The following is a 22,499-nucleotide window of genomic DNA, read 5'->3' on the forward strand; positions in this document are numbered from 1 at the left end:
AGCGACGCGCGGTCAGGCCACGGCCCAGTGGATGACGGTGCGCCAGGTGGCCGGGTCGGGCTGGCGCTCGGGGTCGGTGAGGTAGCTCTCCCAGACGTCCGGACCCGGTCGCAGCCCGCGCTCCCCCATCCACCGCTGGAGCTCGCCGTAGGTCTCACCCATCGTGTCGAACGGACCGACGTGGACCACCTCGACGGCCCGGCCCGCGGGCAGCGTGCCGGGCTCGACGTCACCGGCCGCCGTGATCCGTGAGGCGACGGGGAAGCCGGCCTCGACGTCGACGGTGTCTCCGGGCATCCCGTGGTAGAGCCCGAAGGGTGGTCCGCTCGGCGGCACGCCCTGCGCCGACAGGGCGGCTGCGGTCGCTGCGAACGTGCGCGCGAAGAAGGCGGGCAGGTCGTCCATGGGCACCTGACCCCGGATGACGGCGGTGTCCTGCTCGGGGGTCTCGACGGTCTCGATCTGGTTCATGCCTCCAGCCTTCGACGGAGACGGCCCCGGCGACAGGGCCGAAAGGCCCTCCCCGATAACCCGGCGGACGGCATACGCCCTCGGGAATGATGACGAGCCGACGCTCGTTCCGCATGGTAGTTTAGACTTCAACAACTTCGGAAGGAACCACCATGTCCGCCCCCGTGCTCTACCTCAGCCACGGCGCACCGCCGCTCGCCGACGACGAGCGCTGGACGGCCGAGCTGGCCGGGTGGTCCGCCGACCTGCCGAAGCCGACGAACGTGCTCATGGTCTCCGCCCACTGGGAGGACGCGCCGACGACCCTCGGCTCGACGACCGGGGCCCCGCTCACCTACGACTTCTGGGGCTTCCCGCAGAAGTACTACGACGTGACCTACGACGCCCCCGCCGCGCCCACCCTCGCCGACGACGTGACGAAGCTGCTCACGTGGCCCGGTCACGAGGTGCACCGCGACGAGGACCGCGGCCTCGACCACGGCGCCTACGTCCCGCTCAAGGAGATGTTCCCCGACGCCGACGTGCCGGTGCTCCAGATGTCGATGCCGACCCTCGACCCGCGCGGCCTCTTCGAGATCGGCCGCCGACTCGCACCGCTGCGCGACCAGGGCACGATGATCGTCGGCTCGGGCTTCACCACCCACAACCTGCGCTGGTTCGACCCGCACGCCGGCGCCGACGGCCAGCCCCCGCGAGCCAGCGCGGAGTTCGACCACTGGGCCCAGGAGGCCATGAGGGCCCAGGACGTCGACAGCCTGCTCGACTTCCTCGACAAGGCCCCCGCCGCCCACGAGGCCCACCCGCGCACCGAGCACTTCGCGCCGCTCTTCGTCACCCTCGGTGCCGCCCACGAGTCCGGCGGCCTCGACAACAAGAGCGTCATCGACGGCTTCTGGTTCGGGTTGAGCAAGCGCTCCTGGCAGTTCGACTGAGCACCGGCGCGGAGGCGCCGCTCTCGCGGGAACCGGCGGGTAACCCCGTCCGTTCAACTGGGTGTGGGTGCCCCACGCACGCGGCCGCGGCTCGTAACCTCCCCTGACTCCGAGCCGCGGCCGCTCCCTCTCCGGAGGGGGTCTCCGCGCGACGGAACCCACGCGTTCGCCCACCCGTCGCAGGCGCACGGCACGTAGAGTGGCCGTACGCCCGAGGAGCGCGCCGCAGGCGTGTGTCGTGCGCCGTCCGCGGTGCCGACGGGCGAGGGACTTCGGTCGCGTCGCCGACGTGGCCGGCACGCGAGGGAAGGACCCGCTCCACATGACTGACCAGCCCGCCGCCCAGGCAGCCGCGCCCGCCCAGGTCGCCCCTCTCGAGCCGCCGCCCGGTGACGCGTTCATCCTCACCGCACCCGCGCCGACGGCCGCCGTCGCCGAGACCGCCGCGCCCAAGATGGCGCCGGCCGTCCCCGAGGCGGCCCTGCCCGGGCTCGACGCCAAGGTCGACACCTACCTCGACTCCCTGACCAAGGCCGCGGCCCGCTCGCCGGAGTGGGAGACCAAGGCCGCCGACGTGCGCACCATGGGCAACGACGAGGTCAAGTTCGCCGCCGAGTCGTCCAACCGGATGCTCCAGATGCCGGTCAAGGCGCTCAACGAGGGCGGCCTGTCCGGCAACTCCAAGGTCGGCAAGACCCTGCTCGACCTGCGGCGCACCGTCGAGGACCTCGACCCGGGCCAGGCCGCCGGCGCCAAGAAGTTCCTCGGCATGATCCCCTTCGGCGACAAGGTGACCGACTACTTCCGCAAATACCAGTCGGCGCAGAGCCACCTCAACGGCATCCTCCACTCGCTCCAGTCCGGCCAGGACGAGCTCGTCAAGGACAACGTCGCCCTCAACCTCGAGAAGAAGAACCTCTGGGAGTCGATGGGCCGGCTCAACCAGTACGTCTACGTCGCCGAGCGGCTCGACGCCAAGCTCGCCGCCCAGGTCGCGACCCTCGAGACGACCGACCCCGAGCGCGCCAAGGCGCTGCGCGAGGACGTCCTCTTCTACGTCCGCCAGAAGCACCAGGACCTGCTGACCCAGCTCGCGGTCTCGATCCAGAACTACCTCGCGATCGACATCATCATCAAGAACAACATCGAGCTCATCAAGGGCGTCGACCGCGCGACGACGACGACCGTCTCGGCCCTGCGCACCGCCGTCATCGTGGCCCAGGCGCTCAACAACCAGCAGCTCGTCCTCGACCAGATCACGGCCCTCAACACGACGACCTCCGGCATCATCGAGCGCACGTCGGAGGCGCTCAAGCAGAACTCGGCCCGCATCCAGGAGCAGTCGGCGAGCTCGACGCTCTCCATCGAGTCGCTGCAGAAGGCCTTCGCCAACATCTACGAGACGATGGACACCATCGACCAGTTCAAGGTGCGGGCGCTCGACAACATGGCCGCGACGATCGGCACCCTCGAGACCGAGGTCGCCAAGTCGCGCACCTACCTCGACCGCGTGTCCAAGCAGGACGCGCGCCGCGCCGAGAACTCCGCGCCCGGGCTGCTCGACCTCGGCTCCGGCCGGTGAGGTGGTTGCAGATGGCAAGCCCGACCGGGAGCCGGTGACGGGGCCGCGACGCGGGTGAGGTGAGGCGAGGTCGCCGTGGCGCGACCCGTGGAGCAGGATGTGCGTGGCCGGTCGACGGTCGACGCGCGCGACACACCAGAGGGGACAACGCAGTGGGGATCCGGTCGTGGTTCGGGTTGGACAGGCCCGAGGCACCCGAGCCCGTGCGCTCGGGGCCACCGACCACCGAGCAGCTCCTCGGGGCGCTCGACGCCATCGAGACACAGGCCCGCGAGGGCAAGGTGCCCGGCGTCGTGCTCTCGCGCCTGCTGCGCGTCACCCGCATCGTGCGTCAGACCCTGCCGCGCCTCGACAACCTCGGCCTCGGCAGCAGCCAGGGCTTCAGCGTCATGGCGACCGCCACCGACTACCTGCCCGTCGCCATCGGCAACTACCTGCGCCTCCCGCGCGACTGGGCCGACACCCGCCCCATCGCCGCGGGCAAGAGCTCGGTCATGCTTCTCGTCGACCAGCTCGACCTGCTCGGCACGACGATGGACAAGGTCTACGACGCCGTCTGCCGTGCCGACGCCGAGGCGATCATCGTGCACGGGGCCTTCCTCGAGCAGAAGTTCGGCCAGGCGTCCGGCGGTGGCGTCCTCGGCCTCGGGCCGGACCCCGTGCGGGTCGCCCCGCCGCCCGGGTCGGGCGATGCCGCGGACCCGGGAACCGCAGGCCCCTCCGGTGCCGTCAGCACGTCACCGTCCCCCCACCCGCTGGCCCCGCCGGAGTGATGCATGAACGCCGACCGCGAACGACGACCGAGCCGACCCGGGTGTGGACCATGACCACTGACGAGTCGCGCCTCGCCGAGAGCCTGGAGCAGCTGAGCGACGTCGCCGCGGAGGCCGGTCTCGACCCGGCCGCCGCCCGTGACGAGGGCCTGCGCGTCGCGGCAGCACTGGCCGAGTCCGTGCCCGGTGCCGCGCCCGCCTGGGCCGAGGTCGCACACCCCGGCCTGACCGACATCGCCCGCATCAACGAGGCGTTCTTCGACGCTGCCTCGTCCGGGCGCCGCTGGCGCGGCGCCCCGACCGACCTGCTCGAGGCCCTCGTCGCCTCCCGGCACGCCCTCGCCGCCGAGTACGCCGAGGCGCTGACCGAGGTGGCCTCGTCCGCCGTCATGCTCGGCACCGCGCCGATCTGGGTCATCGCCAACGCGTCGGCGGCCTCCGGTGCCTACCTCGCCGCCGCACGGCTCCCCTCGCAGCGCGTGCCCACGTTCCCGGGGGGCGACTCCGGCGCAGACCGCCGGCTCCACGTCGGCCTGCCCGGCATGGGTCTCGGCTCCCCCGACACGATGCGTCCGACCATCGCCGGCCCGATCGACCCCCGCCTGCTCGACCTCGTGCTGCCGGGCCAGCCTGCGGCGCCGGGCGACCCGGCCGGCCTGCCCGACCCCGGCGCGACGGCCACGGCCGCACCGCCCGACCCGCCGGCCGAGCCGGCGAAGCCCGCCGAGCCCGAGAAGTCGGTGGAGGAGCTCCTCGCCGAGCTCGACGCGATGATCGGCCTCGAGCGGGTCAAGAAGGAGATCCACCGGCAGGTCGCCCTGCTCACCGTCGAGAAGATGCGCACCCAGGCCGGGCTCAAGGCTCCGAAGATGAGCCGTCACCTCATCTTCGTCGGCAACCCCGGCACCGGGAAGACGACGGTGGCGCGGCTCGTCGGCGGCATCTACAAGGCGCTCGGCCTGCTGCCCACCGGCCAGCTCGTCGAGGTCGACCGCAGCGAGCTCGTGGCCGGATACGTCGGGCAGACCGCGATGAAGACCGCCGAGGTCTGCGCCAAGGCCACGGGCGGGGTGCTCTTCATCGACGAGGCCTACGCCCTGACCGGCGACCAGTACGCCCAGGAGGCCGTCAACACCCTCGTCAAGGAGATGGAGGACCACCGCGAGGACCTCGTCGTCATCGTGGCGGGCTACCCCGACCCGATGGTCGGCTTCATCGCCCAGAACCCGGGCCTGGCCAGCCGGTTCACGACGACGATCGAGTTCGACGACTACTCCGACGACGAGCTGCTCGCGATCCTCGACTCCATCGCCGGAGGCAGCGACTACGAGCTGACCGACGACGCCCGGACCCGCGTCCGGCACCAGCTCGAGGCCACGCCGCGCACGCCCGCGTTCGGCAACGGGCGATTCTCGCGCAACGTCTTCGAGCACGCCGTGGGTCGCCACGCGTGGCGCCTCAAGGACGCGACGGAGCCGACGCGCGACGACCTGCGTCTACTCACCGCAGACGACTTCACCGACCAGCCCGACGGGCCGGCCGAGGCTCCGGCCGACGCACCGGCCGACGCACCGGCCGACGCACCGGTCACGGCCGACGCTCCACCGCAGGATCCGGCGGAGCTCAGGGCAGACCCTGATGGTCCGGCGGGCACCGATGAGGCAGTCTCGGACGAGCACGGCGAGCAGGCCGAGCCCGACGACACCAGCGCGAACGAGCACGAGGACACCGCATGAGCGCACCGACGACGAACATCCCCGTCGCCATCCCGGCGGGTGCGTCGTCCGGCGCGCCCACGGGCCAGGCGCCGCGCACCATCGCCGGCAGCCTCTCGGGCGGCGTCCCCGGTGCCCGCGGCATCGCGAGCCGGCTGCTCCACGGCACGCCCGGCCGGATGCGGCTGTTCGGACTGCTCGGCGTCCTCGCCGCCGTCCTGCTGGGCGCCGTGAGCGCCAACGCGCTCCTCGCCTCGCAGTCCGCGGTCGAGCGCGCCGCCAACAACAGTGCCCAGGTGGTCCGGGCCCAGTCGATCCACGTCGACCTCCTGCGCGCCGACGCCGTCGCCACCAACGCCTTCCTCGTCGGCGGCCTCGAGTCGCCCGAGTCGCGTGCCAGCTACGAGGGCGCGATGGGTCGGGTGGCGTCGGGGATCGCCGAGGCCGCGGCTGCCCAGCCCGCCGACGGCAACGCCCTCGGGGTCCTGTCCCAGCGCGTGCAGACGTATGCCGCCCTCGTCGAGCAGGCCCGCTCCAACAACCGGCTCGGCCTGCCGGTCGGAGCGCAGTACCTCACCCAGGCGAGCGCGGGTCTGCGCGCCGATGCCATCCCGATCGTGACGCAGGTCGTCAAGGCCAACGAGGACCGCGCGAAGAAGGAGTTCGATCGCAGCAACTCGAGCCTCCAGCTGCTCGTGGGCGTCCTGTCGCTCATCGGGCTCGTCGCGCTCGCGGTCTGGCTCGCCAAGCGCACGCACCGCTACCTCAACCCGTCACTGACGGGCGCCATCGCGCTGCTCCTCGTCGCGCTCTTCGTCACGGCGACCGTCATCACCGGCGTCGGCAGCGCGACCCGCGACGTCTCCAACGGCAGCTACCAGCGAGCCGTCGCCCTCGCGAACGTGACGACGGCGGCCAACGACGCCCGCGCCAACGAGAGCCTGACCCTGATCCGCCGGGGCTCGGGAGCCTCCAACGAGCAGGCCTGGGTCGCCGACCGCAAGACCGTCGACGCGACCCTCGCCACGCTCGACGACAGCGCCACCCTGCAGGAGCAGTGGACCGACTACGTCGACGCGCACGTCAAGGTGCGCTCCCTCGACAACGGCGGCCGCTGGGACGACGCGGTCAAGCTGTCGACGAGCACGGCCGACGGAGGCGCCGCGAAGACCTTCGGCACCTTCGACGTGAGCGTGACGCAGGCCCGCGACAGTGCCGGCAAGGCGACCGTCACGACCCTGGAGAAGCTCGGGGGCAGCGCGCCCCTCATCGCCGTCGTCGTGGCCCTGGTGGCCCTCGTCGCATCGTGGCTCATCATCCGAGGAGTCGGCCAGCGGACCGAGGAGTACCGATGAGCACCACCAGCGCGACCCTGCGGCGTCGTTTCTCCAGCCTCGTCGCCGTGGTCGGCCTCGGCGCCCTCGCGGGCTGCTCCGGCGTGACGTACGCCGAGACGCAGCTGCCGACGAGCGCCCCGCCGAAGCCCTCGAGCAGCGCGCCCGCCGTGGCCGCGCCGACGTGCGCCAACGCGACCCAGTCCTACGACCCGCTGCCGAACCTGCCGAGCCGGGGCGACATCACCGACCCGTCGATGCGCCGGATCATCAGCAAGGGGTTCATCACCGTCGGTGTCTCGGCCGACACCTACCTCTTCGGTGCCCGCAACGCCTTCACCGGCGGCATCGAGGGCTTCGACATCGACATGGCGCGGGCCGTCGCCAAGGCGATCTTCGGTGACCCGAACAAGGTGCAGCTGCGGGTCATCACCGCCGGCGACCGCATCCCGCTCCTCAAGGATCCCGACCGCCCGATCGACATGGTCGCGCGCAACATGTCGATGACGTGCGGGCGCTGGAACGACATCGCCTTCTCCGCCGAGTACTACCGCTCCGGCCAGAAGGTCCTCGTCAGCAAGGCCCTGCCCGGCGCCAAGGACCTCAGTCTCGCCGACCTCAAGGGCAAGCGGGTCTGTGCCCCCACCGGCACGACGTCGCTGACCAAGCTCGAGCAGGTCGAGGGCCCGGTCGTCGTGACGGCAGGCACGCACACCGGCTGCCTCGTGCTGCTCCAGCAGGGCAAGGCCGACGCCATCACGGGTGACGACACCGTGCTCGCCGGCCTCGCGGCCCAGGACCCCAACACCGTCATCACGAGCGCCAAGGCGATCACCGTCGAGCCCTACGGCCTGGGCGTCAACAAGTCCGACGTCTACCTCGCGCGCTACGTCAACCGCGTCATCGCCGACCTCGAGGCCGACGGCGAGTGGAAGGCCATCTACAACCGTTGGCTCGCCGCACCGCTCGGCCCGGCGCCCGCACCCCCGACCCCGGTCTACGGACGATGAGCGCAGTGCCGCAGAGCCACCCCGACCCGGGCACCGTCGCTCCGACGGCGCCCGGTCGGCTCGGCGTGCCCGTCCAGGCCGGCGAGGCCCAGACCTACCTCAACGCGTTGCGCGAGTGGGTCGCCCAGCGTCGCGCCGACCTCGGCGAGGTCGACCGCGCCGTCCTCAAGCTCTCACAGGCCGAGCAGGTCGCGATCACCACCGACCTCACCGTCGCGCTGACCTTCTGGAAGGCCGTCAGCGACCGCCTCACCCTGCTCGAGACGACCTTCGACGGTGGCCGCGTCGGACCGGTGGAGGCCGAGCGGCTCTCGACCCTGATCCACGGACGGCTCGACTCCAACACGACCGAGCACCTCTCGCTGCCGTCGAGCGGCTCGCTGGCCGTGAGCCTGCCCGAGGCGTGCCGGCTGCTCGACTCGCTGACCCGCACCCTCCAGGCCCGCGCCTCCCTCGCACCGGGGGCCGCGGAGGCGACCCAGCGGATCACCCTGGTGCGCGCCGGGATCGAGCGCACGCGCGACCAGATCCCCCTCGTCCCGGCCGGCACGCAGCGTGACGAGGCCACCGAGAAGCTCGCGCGCCTGGACCGCAGGATGGGCGACCTCGTCGAGCGCGCCCGTCGGGGTGCCGACGTCGGCGGCATCATCGGCCCGCTCGAGATCGACGTGGCCGTGCTCGAGCGCGACCTCATCGTGGCGGCCGCCGAGCGAGCCTCCGCGGCCCGCAGCCGGGTGCGCACCCAGCAGCAGGTCGAGGAGCTCGACGCGCGCGCCGCCGCCATCCGCGCCCTCGAACGCGCCTGCCTCCAGGCGATCACGCCGGCCCCGCACCTCGCGATCCCCAACGTCCGTGCGCTGGGACCCGTGCCGCAGGCGGCAGCCGAGCTCACGGCATACCGCGACAAGCTCGAGCGGGTCTCGCGCGCGCTCGACCTGGCCCACGAGACGTATGCCGCCGGGCTGGCCGAGCGCGACGAGGTCGTCGGGCTCGTGGGAGCCGTCGGCGCCATGGCCGCGGCGGCGACCCTGACTCCCGAGGCGGGGGCCGACGTGGCCGAGCTGCGCCGACGGCTCGACGAGACGCTCGCGTCGCGGCCACTGCCGATCGCCCGTGCCCGTGCCCTCGCGGCCGCCTTCTCGGCCTACGTCGACGCGGCGACCCGCCCGCAGCCCCGTGCCGGTCGCGCCGCCCCCCGTCCGTCCGCACCCCGACCCCAGAGGCCCCGCCCATGAACTGCACGCAGCCGGGCTGCACCGGAACGATCGTCGACGGCTACTGCGACGTGTGCGGCATGGCCGCCGGGTCCACCCCGGCGCCCGCCGTCGGTGCGCCGGCCCGAGCCGGCGGCGCGTCTGCCCCGGCTGCCGCGGCCGCGGCTGCGCCGTCCGGTCCGTCCATCCCCGAGGGCGGCGCCTGCCAGCAGCCCGGGTGCACCGGCACGATCGACGCGGGCTACTGCAACGTCTGCGGCACGCCCGCCGACCAGCTCGGGGTGGCCGGGTATGCCGCCCCCTCGTCGGCGGCCGCGGCCGACCCGACCGGCGGGTCCGCCGCCTCAGCGGCCACCGGAGGCGTCGGCCCCGAGATCTCCACGCGCTCGGCCGCCTCGAGCAACCTCGCGTCGGCAGCCTTGGGCTCCAAGCGCGCCCGCGAGTCCGGGTCCATCGCGACGCGTCGCACCGGCGGCTCGCAGCGGCTGCGCTCGGCCCGTCTCGGAGGCGGCATCACCTCGGTGCGCCCCGCGCCCGAGATCGACGCCGAGAAGGCGCTGCTCACCAACCCCTCCGTGCCCGAGAACAAGCGCTTCTGCCCGAAGTGCGGCGAGCCCGTCGGCCGTGGTCGCGACGGCAAGCCCGGCCGCACGACCGGCTTCTGCGCCAACTGCCGCCACCCGTTCTCCTTCGACCCCAAGCTCAAGGCCGGCGACCTCGTCGCCGGGCAGTACGAGGTGGCCGGCTGCCTCGCCCACGGTGGCCTCGGCTGGATCTACCTCGCCCGCGACAAGAACGTGTCCGACCGGTGGGTCGTGCTCAAGGGCCTGCTCAACTCGGCCGACCCCGACGCCCTCGCGGCGGCCATCGCCGAGCAGCGCTTCCTCGCGCAGGTGTCGCACCCGAGCATCGTCGAGATCTACAACTTCGTCACGCACGACGACGCCGGCTACATCGTCATGGAGTACGTCGGCGGCACGTCGCTCAAGTCCATCCTCAAGCAGCGTCTCCAGGCCGCCGGGAAGTACGACCCGCTGCCCGTCGACCAGGCTCTCGCCTACATCCTCGAGATCCTGCCGTCGTTCCAGTACCTCCACGACCTCGGGCTCGTCTACTGCGACTTCAAGCCCGACAACATCATCCAGGTCGGCGACGAGGTCAAGCTCATCGACCTCGGTGGCGTGCGCCGTGCCGACGACGACGACTCGGCGATCTTCGGCACCGTCGGCTACCAGGCCCCCGAGGTCGCCGAGCTCGGCGTCTCCGCCGCCTCCGACATCTACACGATCGGACGCACGCTCGTCGTGCTGACGATGGAGTTCCGCGGCTACCAGACGACCTACCTCAACACCCTGCCGGCCCAGGACACCGTCCCGGTCTTCCAGCGCTACGACTCCTTCTACCGGCTCGTCGCCAAGGCGTGCGCGCCCAACCGCGACGACCGCTTCGTCTCCGCCGACGAGCTGCGCTCGCAGATGGTCGGGGTGCTCCGCGAGGTCGTCGCCCTCGACCGCGGGTCCGGCGCCGCCGCGACCACGGTCAGCTCGCTCCTCTTCGACGTGCCGACGCCGGGCGTCGAGCCCGACGACTGGCGCAACCTCCCGGCCCTGCGCCGCGACCCGCACGACCCGCAGACCGGCTGGCTCACCACGGTGTCCGGCTCGCCGGAGGAGCGCCTCGCGACGCTCAAGCGTGCCGCCGTGCGCACGACGGAGGTGCTCCTCGAGCAGGCCCGCACCGCCCTCGACGCCGGCCAGCCCGACGTCGCCGAGTCGACCGCCGGCGAGCTGCTGAGCGCCGACCCGTGGGAGTGGCGGGCCGTGTGGATCCAGGGCCTCGCCGCCCTCGAGCGGGGCGACTCGCGGGCCGCGCAGGCCGCGTTCAACGCCGTCTACGGCCAGGTGCCCGGAGAGCTCGCGCCAAAGCTCGCGCTCGCCCAGGCATCGGAGCAGGCCGGGGACGACGCCGTCGCCGAGAACCTCTACGTCGCGTGCGCGCGCACCGACGCGACCTACGTCCCCATGGCTGCCTTCGGCCTCGCCCGCATCCGGGCCGCGCGGTCCGACGTCGAGGGGGCCGTGGCGGCATACCGCCTCGTCCCGGTCCAGTCGAGCGCCTACCGCACGGCGCGGGCGGGCCTCGCCGAGCTGCTCACCAAGGCCAACCGGGGACTGCCCGACCTCGCCGAGGCACTGCGCACGCTCGACGACACCTCGCTGTCGGCGCGGCGCCGGGCCGAGCTCACGACGCTGATCTACCGTGAGGCGCTCGTCACCGTGGAGAAGAGCGGCAACAAGGCCGATGTCCGCCTCGGCGAGCACAAGGGCACCCCCAACGGCCTGCGTCTCGGGCTCGAGGAGGCCCTGCGCGAGCTGGCCAAGCGCACCCCCGACCTGTCCGAGCGCGTCCCCCTCGTGGACGAGGCCAACGCCATCCGACCCTGGAGCCTCTGGTGACCGACATCCCGACCACGGGAGCACCCCAACCCGCTCCTGCGCCGACCGGCTCGCGGGACTGCCCCGCCTGCGGCACGGCCAACCCGGCCGAGTCGACCTTCTGCGAGGCGTGCGGAGCCGACCTCGTCGTCGCGGTCCGGGCCGCGAACGGGACGCAGCCCGCGGCCGACGTCTCCGACGGCACCGTGCTCGCCTCGGCGACGCCACAGACGGCGCCCGCCGGTGAGGAGTCCCCGCTCGACGTCGGCTGGACCGGGGCCGTGCCCTCCGCGGCCGTCGCCCCCGTCGCCGACGAGCTCACGTGCCACGCCTGCGGCGAGGGGCACATCGTCGACGGCTACTGCGACCACTGCGGCACCCCGCCGCCCAACCCGCGCGACCACCTCGTCGAGTCGCCGACGTCGTGGGTCGGCGGCGTCTGCGACATCGGCAAGCGCCACGCCCGCAACGAGGACGCCATGTCGCTCAGCGCCGGCGAGCCGGCGGGGTCGCGGGCCGTCCTCGTCGTCTGCGACGGCGTCTCGATGGCCACCGACTCGCACATCGCCTCGCTCGCTGCCGCGAAGGCCGCTCGGGCGGTCCTCGACCAGCCCTTCCCCAAGGGCGTCGGCACCCCGGACGCCTGGGCCGCCGGCGCCGGGCGCGCGCTCACGAGCGCCGTGACCCGCGCCAACGAGGCGGTCGCCGCCTCCGTCGTCGAGGACGTCCCCAACCCGCCGTCGTGCACCTTCGCGGCCGCCGTCGTCGAGGACGACGTCATCGTCGCGGGCAACGTCGGCGACAGCCGGGTCTACTGGCTGCCCGACGACGCGGCGGAGCCGGCACGCCAGCTCGGCCGCGACGACTCCTTCGCCCAGGAGCAGATGGCCGCGGGTGTCCCCAGGCTCGAGGCCGAGACCGGGCCGCACGCGCACTCGATCACGCGCTGGCTCGGCAAGGACGCACCCGACGACCTCACGCCGCACCTGACGACGATGACGGCGACGCCCGGCTGGCTCATGGTCTGCTCCGACGGGCTGTGGAACTACTGCTCCGAGGCCGAGGCGCTGCGCAGCCTGCTCACCGACGCGGCCGCACGGATCGAGGACCCGTCGCCCACCACGGTGGCGCAGGCCCTCGTCGACTTCGCCAACGAGCAGGGTGGACGCGACAACATCACGGTTGCCCTCGCCAGACTGGCTGGGCGAGGATCGAGCACGACGACGACCGAGGCGACCGCAGCGGCGCCGGTGGAAGGGGACCCGACCGATGGCTGACTTCACGGCAGAGGTGTTCCAGAACGAGTTCCTGCCCGACGGGGGCACCGACGTGCACGCGATCGTCCGCGTGACGTCGACCGGCGCCTCCGCGGGCGCATCGGCAGGAACCTCGGCCGGGCTCGCCGACCCCGGCTCGGCGGCCGAGGTCATCCTCATCGACACGTCCGGCTCGATGGGCCGGCGCGGTGTCCAGGCCGCCGGTGAGGCCGCCAAGGCCGCCCTCGCCGAGATCGTCGACGGCACGCTCTTCTCCATCGTGTCCGGCAACGGCACCGCACAGATCGTCTACCCCTACAGCCACCAGGGCGCGCTCGTGCCGATGTCGGCGCACACCCGCGGTGAGGCCAACCGGGCCATCGACGGCCTGCGCGCCAACGGCGGCACGGCGATGGGCACGTGGCTCTCGCTCGCCCGGCAGATCTTCGAGACCGTGCCGCACGTGACCAAGCGCCATGCGATCCTGCTCACCGACGGCGTCAACGAGGGCGAGACGCCCCAGTCGCTGCAGGCCGCGGTCCGCAGCTGCGTCGGTGCCTTCCAGTGCGACTGCCGCGGTGTCGGCGACCAGTGGCGCGTCGACGAGGTGCGCGGCATCGCCTCGGCGCTGCTCGGCACCGTCGACCTCATCCCGGCCCCCGAGGAGATGGCGGCCGAGTTCGAGGCCATGATGCGCACCTCGATGTCGCGCGGCGTCGCCAACTCCGAGCTGCGCGTGTGGGTCCCCCAGGGAGCCGAGCTGCTCTTCGTCAAGCAGGTGTCGCCCACGCTCGAGGACCTCACGTCGCGTCGCACGGTCGTCAACCCGCTCACCGGCGCCTACCCGACCGGTGCGTGGTCCGACGAGAGCCGCGACTACCACGTGGCGGTCCGGCTCCCGGCTCGCACGCTCGGCCAGGAGCAGCTCGCGGCGCGGGTGCAGTTCTCGCTCGGCGGAGACCCCGTAGCGCAGGCCCTCGTCAAGGCCAAGTGGAGCAACGACGACTCGCTGACGACGCGCATCGACCCCGCGGTCGCCGCCTACACCGGGCAGGCCGAGCTCGCCACCGTCATCCAGGAGGGCCTCGCCGCCAAGGCCGCCGGCCAGGACGACGTCGCGACCTCGAAGCTCGGCCGGGCCGTCCAGCTCGCCGACCAGACCGGCAACGAGGAGATGACCTCGCGCCTCCGGAAGGTCGTCGAGATCGACGACGCCGACACGGGGACCGTCCGCCTCAAGAAGGGTGCGTCGAAGATCGACGAGATGTCGCTCGACACGGCGTCCACGAAGACGAGCAGGGTGCGCCGGTGAGCGCTGTCTGCCCCAACGGGCACACGTCCGAGGCCGAGGACTACTGCGACACCTGCGGCTCCCCCATCGACGCGAGCGCCCAGCCGGCCTCGGGCGGCGGCGTCGGGGGCGGTGCCACGGGCACCGCCAACGGCACCGCGAACGGCCCGGCGTCCGGCCCGGCGTCCGGCGTCGCGCCCTCGTCCGGCTCCTCGCTCGACCTCGACCCGCCGGCTCCTGCCGCCCCCGCCGCCTCGACACCCGCCACGGCGGACCCGGCCGCACCGGCGGCCCTGGTGTGCCCCAACTGCCAGACCGAGAACCCCGACGGCGCACTCTTCTGCGAGGCCTGCGGCTACGACTTCACGACCGGCGCGATGCCGCGCGACCCCTCTGCCGGCCCCGGCGGCCTCACCGACACCGAGCCCGACGGCGAGGCCGTCGGTCCCGCGTCCGCGGGCTCCGGCGCTGCCGCTGCCGCCGACGGCCCGGCCGGGGAGGCCACGACGTCCTTCGAGTGGCTGGCCGAGGTCTGGGTCGACCCGGACTGGTACCAGACCCAGGAGGCGGAGGACCCCTGCCCGTCACCGGGTCTGCCGACGATCATGCCGCTGCGCCACCGGAGCGTCCTGCTCGGCCGCGTGTCCACGAGCAAGAACACCAACCCCGAGATCGACCTGTCGTCCGACCCCGGGGTCAGCCGCCGCCACGCGCAGCTGACCACCGACGGCTCGCGCTGGTTCGTCGAGGACCTCGGCAGCTCCAACGGCACCTTCGTCGGCCCCGCGTCGGGACCGCTCCCCCAGCGCTCCATCGCGGTCGGTCCCAAGACCGAGCTCGGCGACGACGACCGCCTCTACGTCGGCGCGTGGACCCGCGTCGTCGTGCGTCGTGCCACACCCGACGAGGTCGAGGCCTACGCCTGACGCCCCGTCGGGCCTACGCCTGACGCCCCGTCTCAACCCGCCCGCCACCCCGCCGCCCCCGGCACTCGAGTGGCCACCCCGTCCCAGTCGTCCCAGTCGTCCCAGTCGTCCCACGGCCCGTGCGGGCCGGCAGCGACGACGGGGCCACCCGACGGGTGGTGCGCACCGGCTGTGGGACGACGGGGCCACTCGACGGGGTGATGGCACCCGCCCTGGGACGACGGGGCCACTCGACGGGGTGATGGCACCCGCCCTGGGACGACGGGGCCACTCGACGGGGTGATGGGCACCCGCCCTGGGACGACGGGGCCACTCGACGGGACGTGACGGCATACGGGATCGGTGTCAGGCGGCGGAGGTCTGCGGACGCTACTTGAACGTCACATGAACTCTGACGACTTTTCACTCCCGGGCGCCTAGGGTGGTGCGGTGTGAGCGACCGGCCCCTCCACACCGCCGTCGACATCCCGCAGGTCATCGTCGTCACCGGCGTCATGGCTGCGGGCAAGTCGACCGTCTCCCAGCTCCTCGCGGAGCGCTTCTCCCACGCGGTGCACCTGCGCGGTGACGAGTTCCGCCGCGTCGTCGTGCGCGGTCGCGTCGACATGTCGCCGCACGGTGACCCCGAGGCGGAGAGACAGCTCGCCCTGCGCCACGCCATCGCCGCGCACTCCGCGAACGAGTACGCCGCGGCCGGCTTCACCGTCGTCGTCCAGGACCTCTTCGTCGGCACGACCCTCCGGCCGTTCCTCGACCAGCTGACCGCGCGACCGCTCAGCCTCGTCATGCTCGCGCCCGACGTGGGCACCGTCATGCAGCGCGAGTCCGAACGCGTCAAGGTCGGCTACGGCGACCTCTGGTCGATCCGCGACTTCGACCACAAGGTGCGCACCGAGACGCCGCACATCGGGCTGTGGCTCGACAGCTCGCAGCAGACGCCGGACGAGACCGTCGAGGAGATCCTCGCGCGCCTGGCCGAGGCGAGGATCGCCTAGATGTCGGGCCTGACCATCGGGCAGGTCGCCGAGCGCACCGGCGCGGCCACCTCCGCGCTGCGCTACTGGGAGGACCTCGGGCTCATCACCTCGGTCCGCACGACGGGCAACCAGCGGCGCTACGAGCGGGCCACGATCCGGCGGGTGTCGTTCATCCGGGCGGCCCAGCGGGTCGGGCTGTCGCTCGAGGAGATCGGCGCGGCCCTGTCCACGCTCCCGGACGCACGCACCCCCACCGCCACCGACTGGGCCCGCCTCTCGCGCGCCTGGCGCGGCCGGCTCGACGAGCAGATCCGCCGCATCGAGAAGCTGCGCGACCAGCTCGACTCCTGCATCGGCTGCGGCTGCCTCAGCCTGCGCACGTGCGCGCTCAACAACCCCTCCGACGTGCTGGCCGAGCACGGCCCGGGTGCCGTCCTCCTCGAGCCCTGAGAACGGCTGCGCGTCCAGCGGTTCCGCTGAGTCGCGGTCGGGCCGAGGGGTCCCTCGGCCCGACCGCGGCGACGGTCGTCCGTCGGGTCAGCGGCCGTCGCCCGGGCGGGCGATGCTCACATGGACGTGGTCGTAGTGGCCCCCGACGACGCCGGAGCCGCCGGTGTAGGTGCGCCAGCCCTCACTGCGGCGCGGCCAGGTCCAGATCCGGCCGTTCCAGATGACCTGCTGGACCTTGAGCGGACCGGCGTTGGCGACGGCGAAGTTCGCGGCGCGCTGGAGCTGGTCCTTGTCGATCGGACCGGGGTACTGGCCCGGGGTGTTGCCGGCATAGCAGTCACCGGCGTTGCCGCTGTAGTGGTAGCTGTCCGAGGTGTGCCCCGAGTCGGTGGCGAAGTTGCCGTGGTTGCACGACGTGAGCATCGGGCGGTTCTCGCGCAGCACGTCGATCGTCCAGCGCGCCCGCTGCGTGTAGCCGGTAGCCACCGAGTCGGCCGGATAGGGATTGGTCGCGACCGCGACGAGCGTGCTCGAGGGCGCGTCGGCGGCGGGCGCTGCCTGCGGCGAGAGCGACGGGACGGCCACGGCCGCCACGGCCGTCGCCGTCAGGGCGAGCGAGAGGACGCGTAACTTCCAGCTGGACATGTGAGTACTCCTTCTCCCGACGACGCCCTCAGGGCGCCGTGCGGATGGGCCCGGGGCGTTCGGCTGCTCCGGGTGGTCGTGTGAGCGTCTCCACGTCCCCTAACCAGTCGCTAACCACGCTCGGGCAAAGGCGTGGGCAAAGGTCTGGACGGGCTCGCGCACCCGGATCGGGCTCGGGCCGTGCTCCTCGGTCGGTTAGCGGGCAGTTAGCGGCGCTCCGGACGATGGGCTCACCACCGAACAGGAGGCTCACATGATCCGCAGGACCACCGTCGCCAGCGGCCTCGCCGCTGTCGTGCTCTCCCTCACCGGCGCCATGATCGGCGCGGCCCCCGCCTCAGCCGACGACGGCACCGTCTCGGCCACCTCCCCCGACGGCCGCGCGTACGGCTCGGCCTACCTCGACTTCCGCAGCGCGCTCCGCGTCAACATCAACGACCTCTACGTCAACGACCGCTGCCCCGGCGACGGTGTCGCGGCCACGATCAACCTGTACGTCGGCCACGGCGGCACCATCCAGGACATGATCTGGATCAAGGTCGGCGAGCGCACGGACTCGGGAGGCTGCGGCTCGGACCCGGTGCGCACGAACACGTACTACCTGGCCGGCTACGAAGAGGTCGACGCCTTCGCGATTCGCGTCTGCGGCTCGGGCGGCTGCTCCGGCTACGACTGGCGGATGAACCCCTACGCGCACTGACCCGGACTCGATCCGCCGGCGTCATCGACCGGTGCGAACCGGCCCCTTTCCGGCCTTGACCAGACAGGGAGGCCGGCCGGCGCCGGACCCCACTCACGACCCCGGATCCCACTCACGACCCCGGGCCCGAGACGTCCAGACCCCATCTCACGAGGAGCTGACCATGACATCAACCGCACCGCGAGACCTCACCCCCGCACCGTCGTCGGACCCTGTGGCCCACGACCTCGGCGCGGCCGACGACCACCTCATGGGCCGCCGCGCCGCCCTTCACCGCGGGGTCGCCGGCCTCGCGGTCGCCGCCGTCGCTGCGGTCGCGACACCGTCCGCCGCACGTGCTGCACGGGTCGGGGACTCCGGCGGCGAAGCCGAAACGGTCGGGACCGCAGGAGCCGCTGCCGGTCGACCCGCCCGTCCCCGCACGCCTGAGTGCCTCGCCGACCTGACGGAGGGCTGAGCCATGGCGCGCATCCTCTGGCTCGCCGACTCCCTCCGCAGCGCCGGCCTCACCGTACGCGAGACGAACGGGTGGGAGACCCGTGAGCGGCCGGCCTCGACGGGCGGCTTCGCGCCCGAGGGTGTCCTGCTCCACCACACGGCCGCCTACGCGACGGCCGACAACCCGCACCCGTCGCTCAACACCGTCATCGAGGGACGCGGCGGTGCCGACCCGTTGCCGGGACCGCTGTGCCACGTGCTCATCGACCGCAACTCCGTGTGCTGGGTCATCGCCGCGGGCCGTGCCAACCACGCCGGCGCCGCCGTCGCGAGCGGTCCCATGCCGGCCGGTGACGGCAACGAGATGTACGTCGGCATCGAGGTCGAGTACGCCGCGACCAACCACTCCCCGACCCAGTACGCCACCAGCTCCCAGAAGTCGACGGCCATCGTCGCGGCGGCCCGCATCGTCAGCAGGCTCGGCCACGGGTACCGCTACGTACGAGCGCACAAGGAGACGAGCACCACCGGGAAGATCGACCCCTACAACTGGAACATGACCGACGTTCGCGACTCCGTCCGCCAGTGCCTCGAGCGGACAGGATGGTAGGCAGGAGCGGTTCCACCGACCGCGCTGCAGGTGGCGGCCGGCGTGCCCACACGGTCCGGGTCGCCGTGTCGGCGGCGCTCGCCGTCACGGGACTCGTCGCGACGGCGGCCACCAGCCACGCGGCTTCCTACACGCCCGCGCCCTACCGGCTCGTCGCCCAGTGTCCCGGCAACCTCGTGAGCGGCTGGCCCAAGCAGGTCATGAACGACTCGCTCGAGAAGCGCGGCCGCGTCGAGCTGCGCTACTCGCCCGACAACGGTGGCACCAACTGCGTCCAGCTCTACGACGTCGCGGCCGGCGGGCACTACATGCAGGTCAGGCTGCACCGAAACGGTCTCTCGGAGACCGCGTACGACCGGGGCACCTACGACCTCTACGCGGGCGGCCTGCTGGTGACCGGGACCAACGGGCGCTGCGTGGACGTCCAGGCGACGGTCGACTACGGCGGCATCCCCTGGTTCGGCACCTGGAACGACGTGGCCTGCGGCTGACTCCCCCGACGTGGCGGGGCGCCTCCCTTCCTCCTGGGACGGCGCCCCGCCCGACCTCGGACCCCGCACTCGTGAACCCGGGGTTGCGCAGGCACGTGTGGACCACAGCAGAATGCACCTGTGCAGTTCGGGGTGCTGGGGCCCGTCGAGGTCCGCGACGACGACGGCACCGCCATACCCCTCGGCGGCGGACGCGAGCGCCTCGTGCTCGCGCACCTGCTCATCGCGAGCGACCGGCTGCTGCGCAGCGAGGCGATCATCGACCTGCTCTGGGACGACCCTCCGCCCACGGCCAAGCAGCAGGTCCAGAACGTCATCTCGACCCTGCGGCGACGCCTCGGCACCGACGGCCGCGACCTCATCACCTCGCACCGCACCGGCTACGAGCTGCGCCTGCGGCCACCCCACACCCTGGACCTGCTCGAGTTCCGGTCTCTCGTGGACCACGCCAAGAACGACCCGTCGGCGACGCCTGACCAGCAGGTCGAGTGGCTCGGCCGAGCCGTTGCGCTCTGGCGGGGCCGTCCCCTCGGTGATCTGGCCGGGGCAGTGGTCGGCGAGGGCACCAGTGGGGTCGTACGCCGGCTCGACGACGAGCGGATCGCCGCCGTCGACCTCTATGTCGCGGCCCTGTCCGAACTGGGCCGCAACGACGAGGTGCTCGCTGTCACGGCGTCGAACCTCGAGGGCGACGCCTGGAACGAGAGCCTGCACGAGCACCGTCTGCGTGCCTTGGCGTCGGCCGGCAGACGCACGGAGGCGGCCACCGCCTATCGTCTTCTCCGCCAGCGCTTCGTCGACGAGCTCGGCGTCCCCCCGGGTCCTCGCCTCGCCGCGCTCAACTCCCTCATCCTGCGGGGTGACTCGGTCGAGCCCGAGGTCACGCACCGCCTGCCGCGCGAGCTCCCGGCGCCGACGTGGACCCTCGTCGGCCGCGATGCCCTGCTCGGGGCGGTGCTCGCGCGGCTCGGGGGCCTCACCCAAAACAGACCCGGTCGCTCCACGCCTGCCTCCGCCCAGGCCGCGGCCCCCCGCGCCCGCACCGCGGCACCTCCGGCCGTCGTCGTCCTCGTCGGCGTCGGTGGCGTCGGCAAGACGGCCCTGGCCGTCACGGCCGGTCACGCCCTGAGCAGCGCCTATCCGGACGGCACGCTGTATGCCGCATTGGGCGACGACCCGTCCGGCGCCGCGGATCCCCACCACATCGTCGGACGCTTCCTGCGGGCGCTCGGCGTCGAGAGCGGCGCCATCCCGGGCAGCCTCGACGAGCGGCTCGCGCTCTTCCGCAGCTGCACGGCGGGACGGCGCGTCCTCATGGTGCTCGACGGTGCGGTCGCCGAGTCACAGGTGCGGCCGCTGCTCCCGACCACCCCGGGCGCGGGCGCCATCGTCACCTCTCGCAGCAAGCTCGCCGGCCTCGTCGGGGTCCGGCGACACATCGTCCCGCCCCTCTCGGTGAGCGACGGGGCCTCGCTCATCGCCGAGCTGGCGAGCCCCGAGTCCGATGCCGTCCACGACGTCGAGCTGCTGAGCCAGGTGAGCTCGCTCTGCGGACACCTGCCGCTCGCGCTGTGCGTCGCAGGGTCCAAGCTCGCCACCAACTCCTCGCTCACGGTGGAGGAGCTCGTTGCACGCCTGACTCGTGAGCACGCTCGCCTCGACGAGCTGTCCGCCGGTGACATCGACGTCCGGGCCAGCATCGCCGCCTCGCTCGCCGACCTCGCGGCTCCTGCCCGAGCCCTGTTCCGGCGACTGTCCCTGGCTCCCGCCGGGGACTGGCCGGCGTGGCTCGCCCGGTTCCTCCTGCACGGGACCACGAGAGAGATCGAGGCCCACCGGGCGCTCGACGAGCTCGTCGACCGGCACCTCGTCGAACCCGTCGGCCGCGACGGCGCGAACCAGCCTCGCTACAGGGTCCACAGCCTCGTCAGCCAGCTCGCGGCCGAGCGGTTGGCTGCCGAGGAGCCTGCCGATGCCCGGTCGAACCTCACCCGCGAGCTGGCGACACGGTGGCTCGGGCTGGCCCGCGTCGCGGGTGAGTCGCTCCAGGAGAGCCGGGGACGCGCCGACGCCGCCGCGACGGGACCGACCGCGGAGGTCGACACCGGCCCGCTCGACGGGGCGGCGGAGGCCGTGGCCACGCCTCGTGAGTGGTTCGAGGCCGAACGCGGGAGTCTCGTCTCCGCCGTCGTCACGACCAGCCGAGAAGGCGACCCGGATCTGGCCGGAGCGCTGGCCCTCGCCGTCCGCGACTTCCTGGCGATGCGTGCCTACGACGACGACCGCGAGCGGGTGCTCCGGGTCGCCCTCGAGGCCCATGCCGAGCGACCGGACGTCATGTCGGCGCCGCGGCAGCGGTTGGAGCTGCTCAGCTCACTCTTCGCGGTCCTGGCCCAGCGCCAACAGTCCGACCAGCTCCCTGACGTCGCGGCGCAGGCGCTCGAGGTCGCCCGGCAGCTCGACGACCCACAGGCCCAGCAGCGCACCCTCTCGATGTCCGGGTGGGCCGCGATGATGGCCGACCACTTCGGCGAGGCCATGACGTCGTTCGACGCGGCCGCAGCCCTCGCCTCCAGGCTCGGCGACGAGGCCGGACGCCTGCGGGCCGAGGCGCAGCGAGGTGTCGTGCTGCGCAACGTCGGGCGCGCCGCCGAGGCGGATCCGCTGCTCGCCGCGCGCGTCGAGCAGTCCCGCACCATGGAACCGCGGCGCTCGACGAGCATCTGGCTCACGACGCGGGCCGAGGGCCTGCTCGACCTCCAGCGGTGGGACGAGGCGCAGTCACTGCTCGCCGAGGCACTCGACCTGGCCCAGGCGATCCAGGACGACCTCGGCACGGCGCACTGCCGGCTCGCCCTGGCCCGCGTGCACTGCGGGCTCGGAGACCTCGACCGCGCCGAGGCCGAGCTCGCGGCTGCCCGCGCCGAGCTCGACCCGCGGGCCCGATCCGGGGAGGACCCAGACGTCCTGCGTCTGCACGTCGACCTGCTCGCGGCCCGGGCCGAGTGGCGGCAGGCAGACCAGCAGGTCCGCAGACTCGTCGCGCTGCGGCGTCGCCTCGGCCAACCGTTGGAGCTCGCAGCGGACCTGGCCCGGCGCGTGGCCATCGCACAACGGTGCGCGCTGCACCCCGACCCGGAGCGGACCGAGTGCGAGCGCCTGCTCCAGGACCTCGGCCTGACCGACGCCGCCCTGCGGCTCCCCACACCCCCTTACCCTGCTCACGCGAGTTAGCGAGAAGTTAGGGGC

At 72.9% G+C, this 22,499-nt stretch carries 20 protein-coding genes; 18 read left to right on the forward strand and 2 right to left on the reverse strand.

The genetic code is table 11. The features are described 5' to 3' along the window. Positions 1–12: 12 nt before the first annotated feature. On the reverse strand, positions 13–471 hold the full coding sequence (locus ACSQ2D_RS17520) for a GyrI-like domain-containing protein (RefSeq protein ID WP_435987201.1): 459 nt from the start codon (positions 469–471) through the stop codon (positions 13–15). 152 nt (positions 472–623) lie between these two features. Between ACSQ2D_RS17520 and ACSQ2D_RS17525 the strand changes: the two genes are divergently transcribed. The 13 genes from ACSQ2D_RS17525 to soxR all read left to right on the forward strand — a co-directional run bounded on the left by ACSQ2D_RS17525 (position 624) and on the right by soxR (position 16,366). Then, on the forward strand, positions 624–1,403 hold the full coding sequence (locus ACSQ2D_RS17525; RefSeq protein WP_435987202.1) for a dioxygenase family protein: 780 nt from the start codon (positions 624–626) through the stop codon (positions 1,401–1,403). Between the two features lie 322 nt (positions 1,404–1,725). Beyond that, on the forward strand, positions 1,726–2,985 hold the full coding sequence (locus ACSQ2D_RS17530; protein WP_435987203.1) for a toxic anion resistance protein: 1,260 nt from the start codon (positions 1,726–1,728) through the stop codon (positions 2,983–2,985). 203 nt (positions 2,986–3,188) lie between these two features. Continuing rightward, on the forward strand, positions 3,189–3,758 hold the full coding sequence (locus ACSQ2D_RS17535; protein ID WP_435987204.1) for a hypothetical protein: 570 nt from the start codon (positions 3,189–3,191) through the stop codon (positions 3,756–3,758). Positions 3,759–3,808: 50 nt separating this feature from the next. Next, positions 3,809–5,494, forward strand: a complete 1,686-nt coding sequence (locus ACSQ2D_RS17540) for an AAA family ATPase (RefSeq protein WP_435987205.1) — start codon at positions 3,809–3,811, stop codon at positions 5,492–5,494. Further along, a complete protein-coding gene (locus ACSQ2D_RS17545; RefSeq protein ID WP_435987206.1) occupies positions 5,491–6,828 on the forward strand; it encodes a hypothetical protein in 1,338 nt (445 codons plus the stop codon). Before ACSQ2D_RS17540 ends, ACSQ2D_RS17545 begins: the two co-directional genes overlap by 4 nt. Beyond that, positions 6,825–7,817, forward strand: a complete 993-nt coding sequence (locus ACSQ2D_RS17550; protein ID WP_435987207.1) for a glutamate ABC transporter substrate-binding protein — start codon at positions 6,825–6,827, stop codon at positions 7,815–7,817. The genes ACSQ2D_RS17545 and ACSQ2D_RS17550 overlap by 4 nt, the downstream gene beginning before the upstream one ends. Beyond that, positions 7,814–9,052, forward strand: a complete 1,239-nt coding sequence (locus tag ACSQ2D_RS17555) for a hypothetical protein (RefSeq protein WP_435987208.1) — start codon at positions 7,814–7,816, stop codon at positions 9,050–9,052. Before ACSQ2D_RS17550 ends, ACSQ2D_RS17555 begins: the two co-directional genes overlap by 4 nt. Next, positions 9,049–11,487: a tetratricopeptide repeat protein gene (locus ACSQ2D_RS17560; protein WP_435987209.1), complete on the forward strand. Its 2,439-nt coding sequence runs from the start codon at positions 9,049–9,051 to the stop codon at positions 11,485–11,487. The genes ACSQ2D_RS17555 and ACSQ2D_RS17560 overlap by 4 nt, the downstream gene beginning before the upstream one ends. Next, positions 11,484–12,743, forward strand: a complete 1,260-nt coding sequence (locus ACSQ2D_RS17565; protein WP_435987210.1) for a protein phosphatase 2C domain-containing protein — start codon at positions 11,484–11,486, stop codon at positions 12,741–12,743. The genes ACSQ2D_RS17560 and ACSQ2D_RS17565 overlap by 4 nt, the downstream gene beginning before the upstream one ends. Next, positions 12,736–14,034, forward strand: a complete 1,299-nt coding sequence (locus ACSQ2D_RS17570; protein ID WP_435987211.1) for a VWA domain-containing protein — start codon at positions 12,736–12,738, stop codon at positions 14,032–14,034. The genes ACSQ2D_RS17565 and ACSQ2D_RS17570 overlap by 8 nt, the downstream gene beginning before the upstream one ends. After that, a complete protein-coding gene (locus ACSQ2D_RS17575; protein WP_435987212.1) occupies positions 14,031–14,939 on the forward strand; it encodes an FHA domain-containing protein in 909 nt (302 codons plus the stop codon). The genes ACSQ2D_RS17570 and ACSQ2D_RS17575 overlap by 4 nt, the downstream gene beginning before the upstream one ends. Positions 14,940–15,370: 431 nt before the next feature. After that, positions 15,371–15,934 carry an AAA family ATPase gene (locus ACSQ2D_RS17580; RefSeq protein WP_435987213.1) on the forward strand — a complete coding sequence of 188 codons (564 nt, stop codon included), beginning with the start codon at positions 15,371–15,373 and terminating at the stop codon, positions 15,932–15,934. Next, positions 15,935–16,366: a redox-sensitive transcriptional activator SoxR gene (gene soxR, locus ACSQ2D_RS17585; RefSeq protein ID WP_435987214.1), complete on the forward strand. Its 432-nt coding sequence runs from the start codon at positions 15,935–15,937 to the stop codon at positions 16,364–16,366. Between the two features lie 87 nt (positions 16,367–16,453). Here the strand turns inward: soxR and ACSQ2D_RS17590 are convergent, their stop codons facing one another. Continuing rightward, positions 16,454–17,011 carry a hypothetical protein gene (locus ACSQ2D_RS17590; protein ID WP_435987215.1) on the reverse strand — a complete coding sequence of 186 codons (558 nt, stop codon included), beginning with the start codon at positions 17,009–17,011 and terminating at the stop codon, positions 16,454–16,456. A gap of 253 nt (positions 17,012–17,264) precedes the next feature. Between ACSQ2D_RS17590 and ACSQ2D_RS17595 the strand changes: the two genes are divergently transcribed. The 5 genes from ACSQ2D_RS17595 (at position 17,265) to ACSQ2D_RS17615 (ending at position 22,484) form a co-directional block, all read left to right on the forward strand. Further along, positions 17,265–17,711 carry a hypothetical protein gene (locus ACSQ2D_RS17595; protein ID WP_435987216.1) on the forward strand — a complete coding sequence of 149 codons (447 nt, stop codon included), beginning with the start codon at positions 17,265–17,267 and terminating at the stop codon, positions 17,709–17,711. Positions 17,712–17,874: 163 nt separating this feature from the next. Beyond that, a complete protein-coding gene (locus ACSQ2D_RS17600; RefSeq protein WP_435987217.1) occupies positions 17,875–18,168 on the forward strand; it encodes a hypothetical protein in 294 nt (97 codons plus the stop codon). A 3-nt stretch (positions 18,169–18,171) separates the two neighbouring features. Further along, on the forward strand, positions 18,172–18,759 hold the full coding sequence (locus tag ACSQ2D_RS17605; RefSeq protein WP_435987218.1) for a peptidoglycan recognition protein family protein: 588 nt from the start codon (positions 18,172–18,174) through the stop codon (positions 18,757–18,759). After that, positions 18,753–19,250: a hypothetical protein gene (locus tag ACSQ2D_RS17610; RefSeq protein ID WP_435987219.1), complete on the forward strand. Its 498-nt coding sequence runs from the start codon at positions 18,753–18,755 to the stop codon at positions 19,248–19,250. Before ACSQ2D_RS17605 ends, ACSQ2D_RS17610 begins: the two co-directional genes overlap by 7 nt. Before the next feature lie 120 nt (positions 19,251–19,370). Further along, on the forward strand, positions 19,371–22,484 hold the full coding sequence (locus tag ACSQ2D_RS17615) for an AfsR/SARP family transcriptional regulator (RefSeq protein ID WP_435987220.1): 3,114 nt from the start codon (positions 19,371–19,373) through the stop codon (positions 22,482–22,484). The last annotated feature ends 15 nt before the right edge of the window (positions 22,485–22,499 follow it).

Origin of the sequence: Terrabacter sp. LjRoot27 (assembly GCF_964254175.1) — a bacterium.
GTDB lineage: Bacteria > Actinomycetota > Actinomycetes > Actinomycetales > Dermatophilaceae > Terrabacter.

Bases quoted from the DNA above. Each gene is read 5' to 3' on its own strand.
- ACSQ2D_RS17520 (WP_435987201.1), bottom strand. From the start codon at position 471: ATGAACCAGATCGAGACCGTCGAGACCCCCGAGCAGGACACCGCCGTC.
- ACSQ2D_RS17525 (WP_435987202.1), top strand. From the start codon at position 624: ATGTCCGCCCCCGTGCTCTACCTCAGCCACGGCGCACCGCCGCTCGCC.
- ACSQ2D_RS17530 (WP_435987203.1), top strand. From the start codon at position 1,726: ATGACTGACCAGCCCGCCGCCCAGGCAGCCGCGCCCGCCCAGGTCGCC.
- ACSQ2D_RS17540 (WP_435987205.1), top strand. From the start codon at position 3,809: ATGACCACTGACGAGTCGCGCCTCGCCGAGAGCCTGGAGCAGCTGAGC.
- ACSQ2D_RS17545 (WP_435987206.1), top strand. From the start codon at position 5,491: ATGAGCGCACCGACGACGAACATCCCCGTCGCCATCCCGGCGGGTGCG.
- ACSQ2D_RS17550 (WP_435987207.1), top strand. From the start codon at position 6,825: ATGAGCACCACCAGCGCGACCCTGCGGCGTCGTTTCTCCAGCCTCGTC.
- ACSQ2D_RS17555 (WP_435987208.1), top strand. From the start codon at position 7,814: ATGAGCGCAGTGCCGCAGAGCCACCCCGACCCGGGCACCGTCGCTCCG.
- ACSQ2D_RS17560 (WP_435987209.1), top strand. From the start codon at position 9,049: ATGAACTGCACGCAGCCGGGCTGCACCGGAACGATCGTCGACGGCTAC.
- ACSQ2D_RS17570 (WP_435987211.1), top strand. From the start codon at position 12,736: ATGGCTGACTTCACGGCAGAGGTGTTCCAGAACGAGTTCCTGCCCGAC.
- soxR (WP_435987214.1), top strand. From the start codon at position 15,935: ATGTCGGGCCTGACCATCGGGCAGGTCGCCGAGCGCACCGGCGCGGCC.
- ACSQ2D_RS17590 (WP_435987215.1), bottom strand. From the start codon at position 17,011: ATGTCCAGCTGGAAGTTACGCGTCCTCTCGCTCGCCCTGACGGCGACG.
- ACSQ2D_RS17595 (WP_435987216.1), top strand. From the start codon at position 17,265: ATGATCCGCAGGACCACCGTCGCCAGCGGCCTCGCCGCTGTCGTGCTC.
- ACSQ2D_RS17600 (WP_435987217.1), top strand. From the start codon at position 17,875: ATGACATCAACCGCACCGCGAGACCTCACCCCCGCACCGTCGTCGGAC.
- ACSQ2D_RS17605 (WP_435987218.1), top strand. From the start codon at position 18,172: ATGGCGCGCATCCTCTGGCTCGCCGACTCCCTCCGCAGCGCCGGCCTC.
- ACSQ2D_RS17610 (WP_435987219.1), top strand. From the start codon at position 18,753: ATGGTAGGCAGGAGCGGTTCCACCGACCGCGCTGCAGGTGGCGGCCGG.